Source organism: Neisseria sicca, from assembly GCF_003044565.1.
Lineage (GTDB): Bacteria > Pseudomonadota > Gammaproteobacteria > Burkholderiales > Neisseriaceae > Neisseria > Neisseria sicca_A.
On the sequence record NZ_POXG01000002.1, the window covers coordinates 146,382 to 161,364 of the forward strand.

General features: G+C 48.2%; 13 protein-coding genes. 3 read left to right on the forward strand and 10 right to left on the reverse strand.

The features are described 5' to 3' along the window. Positions 1 to 134 precede the first annotated feature (134 nt). From DBZ16_RS05290 to ilvE, 9 genes are all read right to left on the reverse strand, one after another. Positions 135 to 998: a DMT family transporter gene (locus DBZ16_RS05290; RefSeq protein ID WP_107813212.1), complete on the reverse strand. Its 864-nt coding sequence runs from the start codon at positions 996 to 998 to the stop codon at positions 135 to 137. An 11-nt stretch (positions 999 to 1,009) separates the two neighbouring features. Further along, positions 1,010 to 1,255, reverse strand: a complete 246-nt coding sequence (locus DBZ16_RS05295; protein WP_016686672.1) for a Fis family transcriptional regulator — start codon at positions 1,253 to 1,255, stop codon at positions 1,010 to 1,012. 337 nt (positions 1,256 to 1,592) lie between these two features. Further along, positions 1,593 to 2,033 carry a hypothetical protein gene (locus DBZ16_RS05305; RefSeq protein ID WP_107813213.1) on the reverse strand — a complete coding sequence of 147 codons (441 nt, stop codon included), beginning with the start codon at positions 2,031 to 2,033 and terminating at the stop codon, positions 1,593 to 1,595. A 31-nt stretch (positions 2,034 to 2,064) separates the two neighbouring features. Next, entirely contained in the window at positions 2,065 to 2,436 is a 372-nt protein-coding gene (locus DBZ16_RS05310) for a toxin (RefSeq protein WP_107813214.1), read from the reverse strand. 39 nt (positions 2,437 to 2,475) lie between these two features. Continuing rightward, positions 2,476 to 3,480, reverse strand: coding sequence for a tRNA dihydrouridine synthase DusB (gene dusB / locus DBZ16_RS05315; protein ID WP_107813215.1), 1,005 nt, complete (start codon positions 3,478 to 3,480; stop codon positions 2,476 to 2,478). A 133-nt stretch (positions 3,481 to 3,613) separates the two neighbouring features. Continuing rightward, positions 3,614 to 4,288: a site-2 protease family protein gene (locus tag DBZ16_RS05320; protein WP_107813216.1), complete on the reverse strand. Its 675-nt coding sequence runs from the start codon at positions 4,286 to 4,288 to the stop codon at positions 3,614 to 3,616. 126 nt (positions 4,289 to 4,414) lie between these two features. Beyond that, positions 4,415 to 5,719 carry an RNA polymerase subunit sigma gene (locus tag DBZ16_RS05325; RefSeq protein ID WP_107813217.1) on the reverse strand — a complete coding sequence of 435 codons (1,305 nt, stop codon included), beginning with the start codon at positions 5,717 to 5,719 and terminating at the stop codon, positions 4,415 to 4,417. Between the two features lie 156 nt (positions 5,720 to 5,875). Next, positions 5,876 to 8,602, reverse strand: coding sequence for a right-handed parallel beta-helix repeat-containing protein (locus DBZ16_RS05330; RefSeq protein ID WP_107813218.1), 2,727 nt, complete (start codon positions 8,600 to 8,602; stop codon positions 5,876 to 5,878). A 719-nt stretch (positions 8,603 to 9,321) separates the two neighbouring features. After that, the gene (ilvE, locus tag DBZ16_RS05335; protein WP_107813219.1) at positions 9,322 to 10,320 is read right to left on the reverse strand and encodes a branched-chain-amino-acid transaminase; all 999 of its coding nucleotides are present in this window, start codon (positions 10,318 to 10,320) and stop codon (positions 9,322 to 9,324) included. A 389-nt stretch (positions 10,321 to 10,709) separates the two neighbouring features. On the opposite strand from ilvE, the gene DBZ16_RS05340 reads away from it, so the two are divergent. Further along, a complete protein-coding gene (locus tag DBZ16_RS05340; protein ID WP_107813220.1) occupies positions 10,710 to 11,054 on the forward strand; it encodes a LapA family protein in 345 nt (114 codons plus the stop codon). 12 nt (positions 11,055 to 11,066) lie between these two features. Beyond that, positions 11,067 to 12,236 carry a lipopolysaccharide assembly protein LapB gene (gene lapB / locus DBZ16_RS05345; protein ID WP_107813221.1) on the forward strand — a complete coding sequence of 390 codons (1,170 nt, stop codon included), beginning with the start codon at positions 11,067 to 11,069 and terminating at the stop codon, positions 12,234 to 12,236. A 60-nt stretch (positions 12,237 to 12,296) separates the two neighbouring features. On the opposite strand, the gene DBZ16_RS05350 is transcribed toward lapB, so the two are convergent. Continuing rightward, a complete protein-coding gene (locus DBZ16_RS05350) occupies positions 12,297 to 13,091 on the reverse strand; it encodes a thymidylate synthase (protein ID WP_016687607.1) in 795 nt (264 codons plus the stop codon). Positions 13,092 to 13,622: 531 nt separating this feature from the next. Between DBZ16_RS05350 and gdhA the strand changes: the two genes are divergently transcribed. Next, positions 13,623 to 14,960, forward strand: coding sequence for an NADP-specific glutamate dehydrogenase (gene gdhA, locus DBZ16_RS05355; RefSeq protein WP_107813222.1), 1,338 nt, complete (start codon positions 13,623 to 13,625; stop codon positions 14,958 to 14,960). Positions 14,961 to 14,983: the final 23 nt, after the last annotated feature.

Consider the following 14,983-nt stretch of genomic DNA (forward strand, 5'->3'; position numbering starts at 1 on the left):
ACAGATAGTACGGCAAGGCGAGGCAACGCCGTACTGGTTTAAAGTTAATCCACTATAAAACCACATTAAAACAAGATACTTGCGTACCTTCTCAGGTCGTCTGAAACCCGATTCACACGTTTTCAGACGACCCCTTACGCATTCTTTCCTCTGTTCGACAGCCATCCTGCGACAAACGTCGCGGCGATGACGATGAACACGCCCAAAGCGGACACGGCGGACAAATGTTCGCCCAAAATCAGTACCGCCATGATGACGCCGATGACGGGTTCGAGCGAAATCAAGAGGCCGGAGACATTGGCAGGGACTTTGTTCATGCCCTTGTTCCATAAAAGATAGGCAAGCCAACTGCATCCGATCCCCAAATACAAAACCGACAACACGCCGCCCCACGACCAGCGTACTTCATAACTTTCAGCCAACACCAGCGAAAACGGCAGGCACAACACCGCCGCCGCCGCCATGGAAGCAGAAGTAAATGCAGGCGCGCCGATGCGGGCAATCATCTCTCGGCTCGGGCGCATCACACCGGCAAAACCGATTCCGGCAAGCAAAATCAGCAAACAGCCGAACCAATCGACCGCGCCGCCCTCTTCCGCGCCGCCCAACACCATCATCCCGATCCCGACAAACGCCGCCGCACCGCAAATCCAGTGGTAAATTTTCGCTTTGTCGTTGAAAAAGAAATGCCCGACAAAAACTACCAGCAAAGGTTCAAGCCCGACCATGGTAATCGCGCTGGCGGCAGAGGTGTATTTCAAACCGATAAACTGAAGCAGCAAAACCACGACGTAATTGATAAAGGCAATCCACAACAAGGGCTTCCACTCGCGGCGCGGAATCTTGCCGAAATGACGGTAACAGGAAGGCAGCACCATCAAGGCGGCAATCAGCAGCCGCGCCTCGACCATCAGCGCGGCATCAAGCATCTCGTAGGAATATTTGGCGGCGATAAACGAACTGCCCCAAATAATCAAGGCAAGGACTTGATAGAACATTTCAGACGACCTCAGCCCTCCAGCAAACCGTGCTGCAACAGTTTCTTACGCAGCGTATTGCGGTTCAGTCCCAAAATCACCGCCGCTTTGGACTGATTGCCGCCGCATTGTTCCATCACGCACGCAAGCATCGGCTTTTCCACTTGGTGCAACACCATATCGTACACGCCGCAAGGCTCCGTACCGTTCAAGTCTTTGAAATACTGTTGCAAATTCTGTTCAACGCATTGCGCAATATCGGGGATGGGTTGTTTCATAACATATCCTCCTTCGTTGTTTTTAAAGATGACAGGTCGTCTGAAACGGGGTTCAGACGACGTTTGTTTATTTGTTTGAAATATATAGTGGATTAACAAAAATCAGGACAAGGCGACGAAGCCGCAGACAGTACAAATAGTACGGCAAGGCGAGGCAACGCCGTACTGGTTTAAATTTAATCCACTATATTTGACTGATTTAATTTTCAGAAAGCTGCCTTAGCTCCCCTGCTCGTTTTGAGATGCGCCGTAAGATTTATGCAGCAACGGGTTTCTGTAACTCCCTATCCCAAAATGCCCGCCATGTGCCGTTTTCTTGAGCAAGAAAGATAACAAATTAATTATTGACATGATCGGCAACGTATTGGATGCAATACGGTTTTTCTTCGCAATCCACTATCCAAACATGATATTGCCGGGTTCGTTGCCAAGATTTGCGGCTATATCCCTTTTCTTTATACATACTGGGAATAGGCGATTGCGCTTCTTTTTCCAAAGAGGCTTGGATTTGATTGTCCCAGCCATTGAGACAATGCAAAATTTCGCTATATGGTGTTTCGCTATCACGGGGAAAATACAGCAGAATATTGTGCGCACGTTCACTTAGCTCCAATTCGACCGTACTGCCCTGCTCATCATAATGTCCATTAGCATTGACCAGCCGACGGCTAGCGCCGGTCAATTCCCGCTCCCAATCCACATGTTCAAAACGATTGCGCGGAAACATGGAATCAGTTTGATGTTTTTGTGCAAAGAGCCGTTTTAACAACTGAAACATAAGACTTCCTAAAACCATCTTCTCACGCAACCTACTGCTCAAAGCAGGTAATCTTGCCAACCTTTTCTCCGTCACGTTCTATTTCTGCTATATAACCTGAAGCTTTACCAGTCCAAATGAAACGCCCGTTTTCCTCACGCCCAGGCTCGCCCAGTACATACCAAGCCTTATCTAAACTGTCACCGGGTCGGATAGTTTCACATGTCGCCTTAGTATCTTCTGGATGCTGCCCGCAAGCATCATGTTGACGACAATCGGGATTAATGCACCTGCCCTTGTCTTCACTCCAATAGCGATCCATTAATTTACAGGCTATCCAATTATAGTCATAAGCATAAAAACCGTATCCTGTCATCAACAGCGCAGCAATACCCAAGCTTTGTAAACGCGGCGTTAATTTCATATTTACTTCTCCCAAGATAAAAAGGTCGTCTGAAACGCCCTAACCTTCACGATACTCACACACCCAGCGGTCGGTTTTCTCTGAAAGCGTCTCAAGATAGGCGGCAAGGGTGTCGTATTGTGCCGCGGCGCTGTCCAAGCGGTTGATGTCGCGGCGCGTCTGCTCGCCGTCGGGCATGGCGTCGATGTACCAGCCGATGTGTTTGCGGGCGATGCGTACGCCGGCAACTTCGCCATAAAACGCGTGCATGGCGCGGATGTGGTTCAAAATGGTGGCATTGCATTCTGCCAAGCTCAAGGCAGGCGGCAAAACGCCGTGTTCGGCGTAATATTTCAAATCGCGAAAGAGCCACGGCCTGCCTTGTGCGCCGCGCCCTATCATGATGCCGTCTGCGGCGGTTTGTTTGAGGACGGCGGCGGCTTTTTGCGGTGAGGTGATGTCGCCGTTGACCCAGACGGGGATTTTCAGACGACCTTTGGTGTCGGCAATCAGATCGTAAGTTGCTTCGCCTTTGTACATTTGCGTGCGTGTGCGTCCATGGACGGCAAGCGCGGCAATGCCGCAATCTTCGGCGATGCGGGCGATGGCAGGCAGGTTTTTGTGGTCGTCGTGCCAGCCCAAACGGGTTTTAAGGGTAACGGGAACGTCCACCGCGCGGACGACGGCTTCAAGAATGGTGGCAACCAGCGGCTCGTTTTGCATCAGCGCACTGCCGGCTTGAACGTTGCAGACTTTTTTGGCGGGGCAGCCCATGTTGATGTCGATAACCTGCGCCCCCAGACTGACGTTGTAACGCGCGGCATCCGCCATCTGCTGCGGATCGCTGCCGGCAATTTGGACGGCAACGATGCCGCCTTCATCGGCAAAATCGCTGCGGCGCAGGGTCTTTTTGGTATTTCTAAGCGTCGGGTCGCTGGTCAGCATTTCGCACACCGCCCAACCCGCGCCAAAATCTCGGCAAAGTCGGCGGAACGGTTTGTCCGTAATGCCCGCCATCGGGGCGAGTGCAATAGGATTGTCGATAATGTAGCCGCCGATGCGCATGGTCAAACCGCCGTATGGAAAGGGTTGCCATTGTACAATTTTTAAGCAGGGTTTCCAATGGGATTTACTTTGACGGATAGGGAAAAAGGTCGTCTGAAAAAGTTCAGACGACCTTTGTTTTCCATTCACCTTGCTATTTTACTAAGTCGGCTATACCTGCAAAAATCAATGCGGTAAAGATAGAGACTGAGCTCCCTATCACCAGAGAGAATAAGTTAATCAAACCTGACAACGCGCCCGTAAGAAGCAAAGCCAAAACAATCCATGTTCCATAAGGTTCGATTTGACGAAACTTCATAGACCATTTGGCGTTTAGGAACGAGTCAACAATGACGCCGCCATCAAGCGGCAAAATCGGAAGCAGGTTAATGACGATCAAAACTATATTGATTGTCATACCAAACTGGGTCATGATCATTAATGGGTCAACATACGCCTCAGGGACAGCTCCACCTAAAAACGAGAGCATCCCCCAGATATACACCAGAATCAGATTGGTGACCGGACCTGCCAAGGCAATCCATCTCCGCGCGCTGCGCACATTCTTAAAATTGCGGGCATTAATCGGTATGGGGCGTACCCAGCCATAGACAAACGGCGTTAGCATCAGGCTCAATGCGGGTGCGACGATGGTTCCTATCAAATCGATATGCGCCATCGGATTTAATGTTAATCGTCCGAATTGCAATGCGGTAGGGTCGCCGCAGCGATATGCTACATAGCCGCGCGCAATTTCACGCATGACCAAGGAAAGCATCACGGGAGGAAGAGCAAGCAGCACATAACTGAAATCAAAGTTTCCAAACATAGTTTTCCTTAAAAAGGTCGTCTGAAAAACTCAGACGAAATGCACCAAGGGCGCATCGTAGGTAAACACTGTCAAATTTGCAATAAGCAGGCCGCTCGAGAATCTCGGCGGCCTGTCGGCAGATGATTATTCTTCAGTTGCTGAATGTTCTTCAGTATTTTCTTCGGAATCAGTTTCTGCCTCTGATTCACCAAGCAACGACGACCACAATCCGTATTTGGATGCCATCAACTCTTTCATGGTGATGACTTTTTCGCTTGCAGGCTTAAACTTGAATACGGGTTTGCCGTAATTGTGGTAAATACTTTCCATAACGATGTTCAATGCCTGAGTGTTGCTTTTGCTGTTGACCTGCGTATAAATACGCGTTGCCAACAATCTGCCTTTTCCATTCAGATAGTAGTCATAATAGAGAGGCATGCCGACCATCTTTTCAAAGCCGGAGTGCATTGAAATGCCTTTCTCTTTTGTACTGTCTATAAACTCGCCAAAGAATTTTTCAACTTTCTCGTAGCCTTCAGCCGTAGAGCCTTCCTCCGGTTTTTTCTTCAGAGCATCAAATTCTTTTTTGAATTCTTTAGCGAAAGCGTTGATAAAGAGTGGGTCATATTCGTCTTTATGGGTGTAATGGATACGGTATTTCGCTTTGTTTTGTTTGCCGAATTCATCCATATTTTCAAGACGGTATGCCTCAGCAGGAGCAGCTTTGCTGGCTTCAATAAAGGCTTTGAATGCCGCCTTTGTTGCATGGCGCAAAGGAATACCTTTTACCATCTCTTCATCTTTAAGCTGGATGCTGATGGGTTGCTCTTCAGCCAAACGCTTACGGATCTCTTCGCTCGTAAAGAAGCTCATAATCATGGAGTTGAGCAAAGGCTGATCAATAGTCAGGCTGAGATTTTCACCATCAAGCAACATGGGAGATTGGATATGTAATTGCTCATTACGATGGTTAATCGAGATGGCAGGAATCCACTCGGCTTTTTTAGCAGGCAAGTCGATTGCGATATGCGATTTCAAACGTACGCCTTCCAAATAACGTCCGGCAACCGGATATTCCTGCCATTTGTCGAGCATCTCAGGGAACCATTTATCATCGCCGGTGTTCAACAAAGCTTCTTTCAGCTTGGTTTGATCTTCTTCAGAAAGTTCGATTCCGTCTTCGTTCAATTCTTTGACTTGTTTGTCAAGTTCGGCCTGTTCCTTCTTCGCCTCTTCCAAACGTGCTTTCTTCTCGCTTTCCGGCGCTACCCCTGCTTCGGCAGTAGAAGTATGAAATTTCACTTCGCTATCAATGTTATAGCTGTAATCATCCGTATAGACGCGATCAAGGGAAATTGCCATCATTTCATGGGCAGATTTGTTTTCAAGGCTGCTGCATGCGCTCAAACCAAATGCCGCCGCCAATACTAGACAAAACGTCTTTTTCATTTACTGTTCCTTAAAAAAACAATCCAATGGGAATGTAAATGACTTTTAACACAAATAATTTAATGTGACAACAGCATCGGATTGTTCGGTTTCTAAAAACGCTAAAAGGTCGTCTGAAACGGCAACTTACCGTTTCAGACGACCTTTTAAACTCCATTACAAAATGCCGGAATGGTAAGCCTGGTCATCAATCATAGTCGGATATTTCGGATGATTGGCATAAACAGTATCGTGGATTGCTTCAACTTTGTTATGCACATGACCCAATACATCAGAAAGCGCGATGTCCTTACCGGTTGTATTCACATCTTTCAATTGGTCGCCATTATGGGTATTGCTGCCGGCAAAGGTATCGATATCTGCCTCATGTTTCAACCAAGTCGCATACAGTTTACCTTTGATGTCAGTATGCAGGGTATTGTTGGCAACATTCAACGTGGCTTTTCCTGCGCCGTCACCGGTACTGTTGACATCCACAATGGCATCGTTCAGTTTGCCGTGGAGGGACAAGGTATTGTTGGTCACGTTGTACTCTTTGGCATTGGTACGCATATAGGCAAATTCACGATAACCGGCTGACTCTTCACGAACAGTAATATCGTTGTTGTTCAATGTTACCGAACCATGCAGGGGGACTTCTGAACGGTGTTCTTCAATGTAGAACGGCACGGCTCCCGGTGCAATTTTTCCGATATTGGCAGTATTGTCGCTGATATTGATGGTGCCCGTACCGATACCGTTGTGTTTGTTGACATGATCGTATGTGTTGTTAATCACTGCCATCAGGTATTTAGTGGAATCACCGTCGATTTTGTTATCGGTAATATTCAGCGTGTAATCCATTTTGCTTTCATGGTTACGGAATTCAATACCATAAGTTTGGATGTTGTTTTGATACACTGCCAGATTTTTAATGGTATTGCCGCTGATGTCGTAATAACCTTTATCCGCCGTATGCAAATCGCGCAATTGGGTATTGGTTTGCACTTGGATACCGGAATACATGTGGTAATGCTTGCCTAAATCATCATCCATATAAAGACGGAAATTCGGGTCTTGTGTGATGACGTTGCCTTTAATTTTCACATTATCCATGGAAAATTGGCGGTTGTAAGCAGCGATACCATACAAACGGTCACCGTTTAACACGTTGTTTTCAATAACAATACCGGTACCATCGTGTACATCCAAACCTTTACGGTAGTTGTGGTCGGTCGTGTTGTTGCGGAAAGTAATGCCGTAGTTGTAGCTGCCTGCCATAGCGGTCATGCCGTAACCTGTACCGCCATCTGCCTCGTGACCGTTCCACTCCAATCTGTTGCCTTCACCGACAAAGTTCTTTTGGTATCCGACCATCGCACCGGCAACACGGTTGTGGTGCAGATATGAGTCGACAATACGGTTGTTCTCACCCAAAGGAAGATGGTCATATTGTTCGTTGATCTCACCGCTTTGGACGCGCGCTTTGTAGGTTTGGCTCTTACCTGCTTCACGAACCAATGCATCAGTCGATGTAAACATCACACCTGCACGGTTGGCACCGGATACCTCAACTTTACTGATTAAAGTATGGTCGGCATCATTGACCAAAATGCCGCTCACTTTTCCGAAGTAGCTCAAGCCCTTCCGATAGAAGTCCGAATTGGTATATTTGACAGACAGATTCGCAATCGTTTTGTGGTTTTGTCCGTCCACCAAAATACCGGCAAATGCGCGAATATCATCATGGTTGGTGTTGGGGTTGAACACGCCTACTTGTGCTTTATCAAATGTGATCAGCGTCTTACCCATGCCGGAACCGAAAATGCCTTTGACACCTGAATTATTGCCATTGATAACAATTTGATCAGAAATATAGTAAGTGCCGTCCATAAACAGCATGGCTTTTTCTTTGTGTGCCGCATTCAATGCCGCTTTGATGGCAGCCAAGCTGTCTTTTTTGCCTGTCGGATCTGCACCAAAATCATCGACGTTAATGTATTTGCCAAACTCTTTTGATTGATGGACGGTGTAGTTGAAAACTTCCTCTTCTTTCACGTCATCTTGTTGATCGACATGATTTTCAGCTTGTTTGGCAATATGAGCGGCATTGGGTTTGGACGTATTGTGTCGAGCCGCTTCTTTATTGCCACTTACCTGATTGTCTTCATGTTTGTGGGCAACTGTTACCGTGTTTGCTGAATACGCTGTTTTACCGCTGGTTTGCTGATTGTGTGCGACATCAGTTTCGGTATGTTGCGCTTTCTCGGCAGCTTGTTTTTCAGCCAGGATTGCTTTGGTTTTAGCCGCAATTTCGGCTTGTTTGGCAGCATGCGCGGCTTTTGATTTTTCTAATGCTTCCGCCTGTCTTGCAGCCGATGCTGCTTTGGCTTTTTCAACAGCTTCGGCTTGGCGTGCTGCAGCGGCGGCTTTTGCTTTTTCCATAGCTTCTGCATGTCTTGCAGCAGCAGCGGCAACGGCAGCCTGTCTTGCAGCTTGGTATTTTGCCATGAGCTGCTCTTTGGCTGCTTGAGCTTCAGCCTGTTTGCGTGCGACGGCATCAGCGCGGAGAGCCTGAGACATGATGGCCATTTCTTTGCTGGTTAATTTACTGCGGTCAGCAACCAGCGCAGGTTTTGAAACTTTGGATGTAGTGTTATCGGCAAAGGATGTGTTCTGCAGACCGAGAATTTTATCTTGCCCCCTCAATTGCTTAGGCAGGGCGGCTGCCAGATTCAGACCGCCAAAAGAATGGTCGTAAATCAATTTGTTCAATGCAGAAGGAGCATTGCCGGCATTGTCTTGGCTTTTAGCAACCGCATGATTAGATTGAGAAGTTTGACTTCTAGTATGAACTTTTGTTTGTCCGAGATTAAAGAAGGAGTGCGTGGTTTTAGATGACATAATATATTTTCCCTAATTAAAAAGCTGCAGGCTTGCGCCCGAAGCAAAGAAAGCAATGCTTTCTACCCTTTTTCTGCGATCTTTATATGTCGCTTGTATGATTTGGAATCGTTTCCATCGCCATATAAATAGACGTAACGATTATTACTCATTCTAAAACCTCAAAACCTAATGCTCTTTTTTAATCCCTTCGCCTTTTAAACAAAAACCAATCTTTAAATTATTTCGATATCATTTCAGACGACGTTTTCTGACTTTTTGGAAAAGTCGTTCCAAAGTTTTCACCTGGAACAGTCATCTTGAAATGTCAAATTAATAAATTAAATGCAGCTTTATATTAAAAAACGTAAACCTAAGCCTATCAGAGTTCTAGAGTATCTATTTAGTTCACTACAACATCGATTTAAATCCCTTTTGCCGATGCCTTCTAGCAAACTAATATACCAAACGAGTAATGAAATGATTTTAGCATATTGAATTGGTATAATTACATTTTCATAACTTAGCAAATATTAAAAAAACTTAATTATCTGAAAAATAATAAAATTTTTTTATTTTTTAGTTTGAAGAGTGACTGTTTTTCACAACAACAAACAAAATATCAAAATATTTTTTGCCAAATGCCGCGTAAAAAACCACCGATAAAATAAAAAAGGTCGTCTGAAAAGAAAATTTCTTTTCAGACGACCTTGGATTCGTGCTATCAATACAAAATCAAATCAGCACACTTCAACCAACCAGCCATGTTTGTCTTCTGCCAAACCGTATTGGATGTCGGTCAAGGCTTTGCGCAAAGCGTAGCCACGCTCTTGGCTCTTCACTTCGATTTCTTTGCCGTCGATAACGAAAGAAGTAACGGGCGAGATGACGGCGGCGGTACCGGTCAGAATCGCTTCTGCGCCCTCTTCGACTGCGGCTTTGAGTTCGTCCACGGTAAAATTGCGTTCGCTGACGGTGTAGCCCAAGTCTTTAGCAACGGTCAGCACAGAATCGCGGGTTACGCCGTGGAGGAATTCATCGGTCAACGGTTTGGTGATGATTTCGTTGCCTTTAATCAGGATAAAGTTGGATGCGCCGGTTTCCTGTACGTCGCCGTTCGGGCAGAACAGGACTTGGTTTGCGCCGTGTTCGGCTTTTGCTTTCAGCACCCAAGGCATGGCGGAGGCGTAGTTGCCGCCGCATTTGACGCGGCCCATGTGCGGTGCGCAGCGGATGTGTTCGGTTTCAACCAAAATCTTCACGGGCGAACCGGCTTTGAAATAGTCACCGACCGGAGAAGCGAGGATATAGAGCAACGCGGTTTCGGACGGCGAACCGGCTTTGCCGATAACGGGGTCGGTACCGATGAGCGTCGGGCGCAGATACAGCGCGGCAGGCGCATCGGGAATTTCCTCGGCGGCGCGTTTGACCAATTCGATCAGGGCATTTAAATAGGCTTCGGTTTCGGGGCGCGGCAGGTGCAAAATGTCTGCGCTTTGCTGCATACGGGCGATGTTTGCCGTCGGGCGGAACAAGACGATTTTGCCGTTTGCCTGACGGAAGGCTTTTAAGCCTTCAAAGCACTCGCTGCCGTAATGCAGGGCATGCGCGCCGGGCGCGAGGGTAAGGTCTGAGGAAGTTTGCCATTCGGTCGGCTGCCATTTGCCGTCCTTATAGGCGATAACGGGCATTTGGGCGTGGAAGACGCTGCCGAACACGGCGGGTACAGGTCTGCTCATGATGATTGCCTTTCTTATTCTGTTTGGTTCTGTTTAGATATTAAAAGTTGAAAGATACGCCTGTACGGATGGTTTTGACAAGTGCGAATATCTGTTTCAAAAACGGCCTCCGCCCAAGCCCTTGCCTGATAACGAAATACGGAAAACTACCCATTCCAATATGGATACAAATTGTCAGCAATCATGCCTACTGTTTACTACATATATATAATGAAGCCTGAGGTCGTCTGAAAACTGCCGCACATCCTATCCGAAACAATCCAAATCGTTTAAACTAAGCCGCATCTGCGGTAAACGGATTCAGAAACAGAATCCCATCTCAACCGCCTTACTGAATTTTCAGACGACCTTTTCAAAACTTTCCGACAGGCATACCGCCGGAGACATCCATGAAACTGATTTACACCATTATCAAAGTCATCATTTTATTATTGTTTTTACTGCTCGCCGTCATCAATACCGACAGCGTCGCCTTCCACTATCTGCCCGGTCAGAAAGCCGATTTACCGCTGATTGTCGTCCTCTTCGGCGCGTTTGTTATCGGCATCGTGTTCGGCATGTTCGCCCTGTTCGGCAGACTTTTGGCGCTGCGCAGCGAAAACAACCGCTTGCGTGCCGAAGTCAAAAAACACGCGCATTTGAGCGAAAAAGACCTTGTTGCCCCCGTACCGCAGCAACCTGCGCCGCAGACGACTACTCCCGCCAACCCACCCGTACAAACGCCCAAGCCTTAAAGAAGGAATCACATGGACAACGAATTGTGGGTCATCCTGCTGCCTATTACCCTTTTGCCCGTCTTCTTTGCCATGGGCTGGTTTGCCGCGCGTATCGACATGAAAACCGTGTTGAAACAGGCGAAAAGCGTGCCTGCCGGTTTTTACAAAAGTCTGGACGCATTGGTTGACCGCAACAGCGGCCGTGCCGCCCGCGAGCTGGCGGAAGTCATCGACCAGCAGCCGCAGTCTTACGACCTCAATCTGACCTTGGGCAAACTCTACCGTCAGCGCGGCGAAAACGACAAAGCCATCAATATGCACCAAGCCCTGCTCAACTCGCCCGATACCGTCAACGAAAAACGCGCGCGGGTATTGTTCGAGCTCGCGCAAAACTACCAAAGCGCAGGCTTGGTTGACCGTGCCGAACAAATCTTCATCGGCTTGCAGGAAGGCAACATGGCGCGAGAAGCCCGTCAGCACCTGCTCAGCATCTACCAGCAAGACCGCGACTGGGAAAAAGCCATCGAAACCGCGCAACTCCTCAGCCACGACGAGCAGACCTACCAATTTGAAATTGCACAGTTTTATTGCGAACTTGCCCAAACCGCGCTGTTCAAATCCAATCTTGACGCCGCCCGTTACAACGTCCAAAAAGCCTTGGACGCCAACAAAAAATGCGCCCGCGCCAACATGATTTTGGGCGACATCGAAACCAAACAGGGCAATTTCCCCGCCGCTGTCGAGGCATACGGCGCCATCGAGCAGCAAAATCATGCCTATCTGAGCATGGTCGGCGAAAAACTCTACGAAGCCTACGCCGCACAAGGCAAACAGGAAGAAGGGCTGAACCGGCTTATCGGCTATATGCAGACCTTCCCCGATTTAGACCTCATCAACGTCATCTACGAAAAAACCCTGCTGCTCAAAGGCGAAAGCGAAGCCGCCCAACTCGCCGTCGAACTCGTGCGCCAAAAACCCGACCTCAACGGCGTGTACCGCTTGCTCGGTTTGAAAATCAGCGACATGAACCCCGCGTGGAAAGCCGACGCCGACATGATGCGCTCCGTCATCGGCCGCCAACTCCAACGCAGCGTCATGTACCGCTGCCGCAACTGCCACTTCAAATCCCAAGTCTTCTTCTGGCACTGCCCCGCCTGCAACAAATGGGAAACCTTTACGCCCAATAAAATCGAGGTGTAAACCAAACCAACAAAAAGGTCGTCTGAAACTTTTCAGACGACCTTTTATCTATTCCCTGCCCTACACCGCTACGGCAGCTTTGATGTGCGGATGCGGGTCGTAGCCTTCCAACTCGAAATCTTCAAATTTAAATGCAAACAAGTCTTTGACCTCTGGATTGATTTTCATCACCGGCAGCGCGCGGAAGTCGCGGCTCAATTGCAGTTTTGCCTGTTCGAAATGGTTGCTGTACAGATGCGCATCGCCAAAGGTGTGGATAAATTCGCCTGCTTCCAACCCGCAAACTTGGGCAATCATCATGGTCAACAGCGCGTAGCTAGCAATGTTGAACGGTACGCCGAGGAAAATGTCCGCGCTGCGTTGGTAAAGCTGACAGGACAATTTGCCGTTGGCGACGTAAAACTGAAACAGCGCATGGCAAGGCGGCAATGCCATTTCATCCACCAGCGCGGGATTCCATGCCGAGACAATCAGGCGGCGGGAATCGGGATTTTTCTTGATTTGTTCCACCACATTGGCAATTTGGTCGATATGTCGGCCGTCGGGTGCAGGCCAACTGCGCCATTGGTAACCGTACACAGGTCCCAAGTCGCCGTTTTCGTCCGCCCATTCGTCCCAGATGGAAACATTATTGTCTTTCAAGTATTTGATGTTGGTATCGCCTTTGAGAAACCAAAGCAGCTCGTGAATAATCGAGCGCAAGTGTAGCTTTTTGGTGGTCAGCAGCGGAAAGCCTTGACTCAAATCGAAGCGCATTTGATAACCGAACACCGAGCGCGTGCCTGTACCGGTACGGTCGGATTTGTCGGTGCCGTTTTCGAGAACGTGGCGCATTAAGTCGTGGTAGGCTTTCATTGGTATCCTTTAAGAGTGTGTGTTGTTGGAAATGCTTGGGGCGTATTGTATAGCAATTTGTCGATGAGCTGCATGATAGAGGTCGTCTGAAAACGGCAAATCCGGTTTTCAGACGACCTTTGCGTTAACCGCTATTGAACGTTCCACAAACACGCTCTTCCACCTAAAACAAGATTCATTTTTTCAACATGTTATTTTCTTTCTTAGCTTCTTTTTCAAGCAAAAAATCAGCGTTATTGTTGACAATATTAGTCATATTTACATGAAAATTTGCGCCAGATTAAATTTTTATGCCGTCTCACTCTAAATTTCTAATTTAACTACTTAGAACATAAATTCAACTTATATCAATACAATAGAATTTTTAAAATCAATTTTGTATTTTAATGGCAAAATATACCAAATAATAAAATTCTCAAAAAAATAATGTCAACAATTTTCGTCAAAACCGCTTGGCAGGTAAAAAAATTAGGTTTATATTTCTTTCCATAAATTCATTATCTCTTTAATCCTATTCTCAAGGAGCACCAAATGGCTGACCTGAATGCCTTGTTTGCCAATCTAAAACAACGCAACCCCAATCAAGAGCCGTTTCACCAAGCGGTTGAAGAAGTATTCATGAGTTTGGGTCCGTTTTTGTCGAAAAATCCGAAATATACCCAGCAAAACTTGCTTGAACGCATCGTTGAACCCGAGCGCGTGATTATGTTCCGCGTCACTTGGGTGGACGACAAAGGACAAGTCCAAGTCAACCGCGGCTACCGCATCCAAATGAACTCCGCCATCGGCCCTTACAAAGGCGGCTTGCGCTTCCACCCTACTGTCGATTTGGGCGTATTAAAATTCCTCGCCTTTGAACAAGTGTTCAAAAACGCCCTGACCACCCTGCCTATGGGCGGCGGCAAAGGCGGCTCCGACTTCGACCCCAAAGGCAAATCCGACGCCGAAGTGATGCGTTTCTGCCAAGCCTTTATGAACGAACTCTACCGCCATATCGGCCCGAACACCGACGTACCTGCGGGCGACATCGGCGTAGGCGGCCGCGAAATCGGCTTCCTCTTCGGTCAATACAAAAAAATCCGCAACGAATTTGCCTCCGTCCTGACCGGTAAGGGCCTCGAATGGGGCGGCAGCCTCATCCGTCCCGAAGCGACCGGCTACGGTACCGTGTACTTCGCCCAATCCATGCTGCAAACGCGCGGCGATTCGATTGAAGGCAAACGCGTGCTGGTTTCCGGCTCCGGCAACGTCGCACAATACGCCGCCGAAAAAGCCATCCAACTGGGCGCGAGAGTGCTGACCGTTTCCGACTCCAACGGCTTCGTCCTCTTCCCCGACAGTGGCATGACCGAAGACCAACTCGCCGCGCTTATCGAGCTGAAAGAAGTCCGCCGCGAACGGGTTTCCACCTACGCCCAAGAACAAGGTTTGAAATACTTTGAAAACCAAAAACCGTGGGGCGTTGCCGCCGAAGTTGCCCTGCCCTGCGCGACCCAAAACGAATTGGACGAAGACGCCGCCAAAACCCTGCTGGCAAACGGCTGCTACGTCGTTGCCGAAGGTGCGAACATGCCTTCCACTTTGGGCGCGGTCGAGCAGTTCGTCAAAGCGGGCATCCTGTATGCGCCGGGCAAAGCCTCCAACGCCGGCGGCGTGGCAACTTCAGGCTTAGAAATGAGCCAAAACGCCGTCCGCCTGTCCTGGAGCCGCGAAGAAGTCGACCAACGCCTGTTCGACATCATGCACAGCATCCACGAATCCTGCTTGAAATACGGTACTGAAAACGGCAAAACCAACTACGTCAACGGTGCGAACATCGCCGGTTTCGTCAAAGTCGCCGATGCCATGCTGGCGCAAGGCATTGTGTAAGCCTGTATTTTCCTGACTTGAAG

Excerpts from the sequence above, each read along its gene's own strand:
- DBZ16_RS05290 (WP_107813212.1), bottom strand. The coding sequence starts at position 998 with ATGTTCTATCAAGTCCTTGCCTTGATTATTTGGGGCAGTTCGTTTATC.
- DBZ16_RS05295 (WP_016686672.1), bottom strand. The coding sequence starts at position 1,255 with ATGAAACAACCCATCCCCGATATTGCGCAATGCGTTGAACAGAATTTG.
- DBZ16_RS05305 (WP_107813213.1), bottom strand. The coding sequence starts at position 2,033 with ATGTTTCAGTTGTTAAAACGGCTCTTTGCACAAAAACATCAAACTGAT.
- DBZ16_RS05310 (WP_107813214.1), bottom strand. The coding sequence starts at position 2,436 with ATGAAATTAACGCCGCGTTTACAAAGCTTGGGTATTGCTGCGCTGTTG.
- dusB (WP_107813215.1), bottom strand. The coding sequence starts at position 3,480 with ATGCGCATCGGCGGCTACATTATCGACAATCCTATTGCACTCGCCCCG.
- DBZ16_RS05320 (WP_107813216.1), bottom strand. The coding sequence starts at position 4,288 with ATGTTTGGAAACTTTGATTTCAGTTATGTGCTGCTTGCTCTTCCTCCC.
- DBZ16_RS05325 (WP_107813217.1), bottom strand. The coding sequence starts at position 5,719 with ATGAAAAAGACGTTTTGTCTAGTATTGGCGGCGGCATTTGGTTTGAGC.
- DBZ16_RS05330 (WP_107813218.1), bottom strand. The coding sequence starts at position 8,602 with ATGTCATCTAAAACCACGCACTCCTTCTTTAATCTCGGACAAACAAAA.
- ilvE (WP_107813219.1), bottom strand. The coding sequence starts at position 10,320 with ATGAGCAGACCTGTACCCGCCGTGTTCGGCAGCGTCTTCCACGCCCAA.
- DBZ16_RS05340 (WP_107813220.1), top strand. The coding sequence starts at position 10,710 with ATGAAACTGATTTACACCATTATCAAAGTCATCATTTTATTATTGTTT.
- lapB (WP_107813221.1), top strand. The coding sequence starts at position 11,067 with ATGGACAACGAATTGTGGGTCATCCTGCTGCCTATTACCCTTTTGCCC.
- DBZ16_RS05350 (WP_016687607.1), bottom strand. The coding sequence starts at position 13,091 with ATGAAAGCCTACCACGACTTAATGCGCCACGTTCTCGAAAACGGCACC.
- gdhA (WP_107813222.1), top strand. The coding sequence starts at position 13,623 with ATGGCTGACCTGAATGCCTTGTTTGCCAATCTAAAACAACGCAACCCC.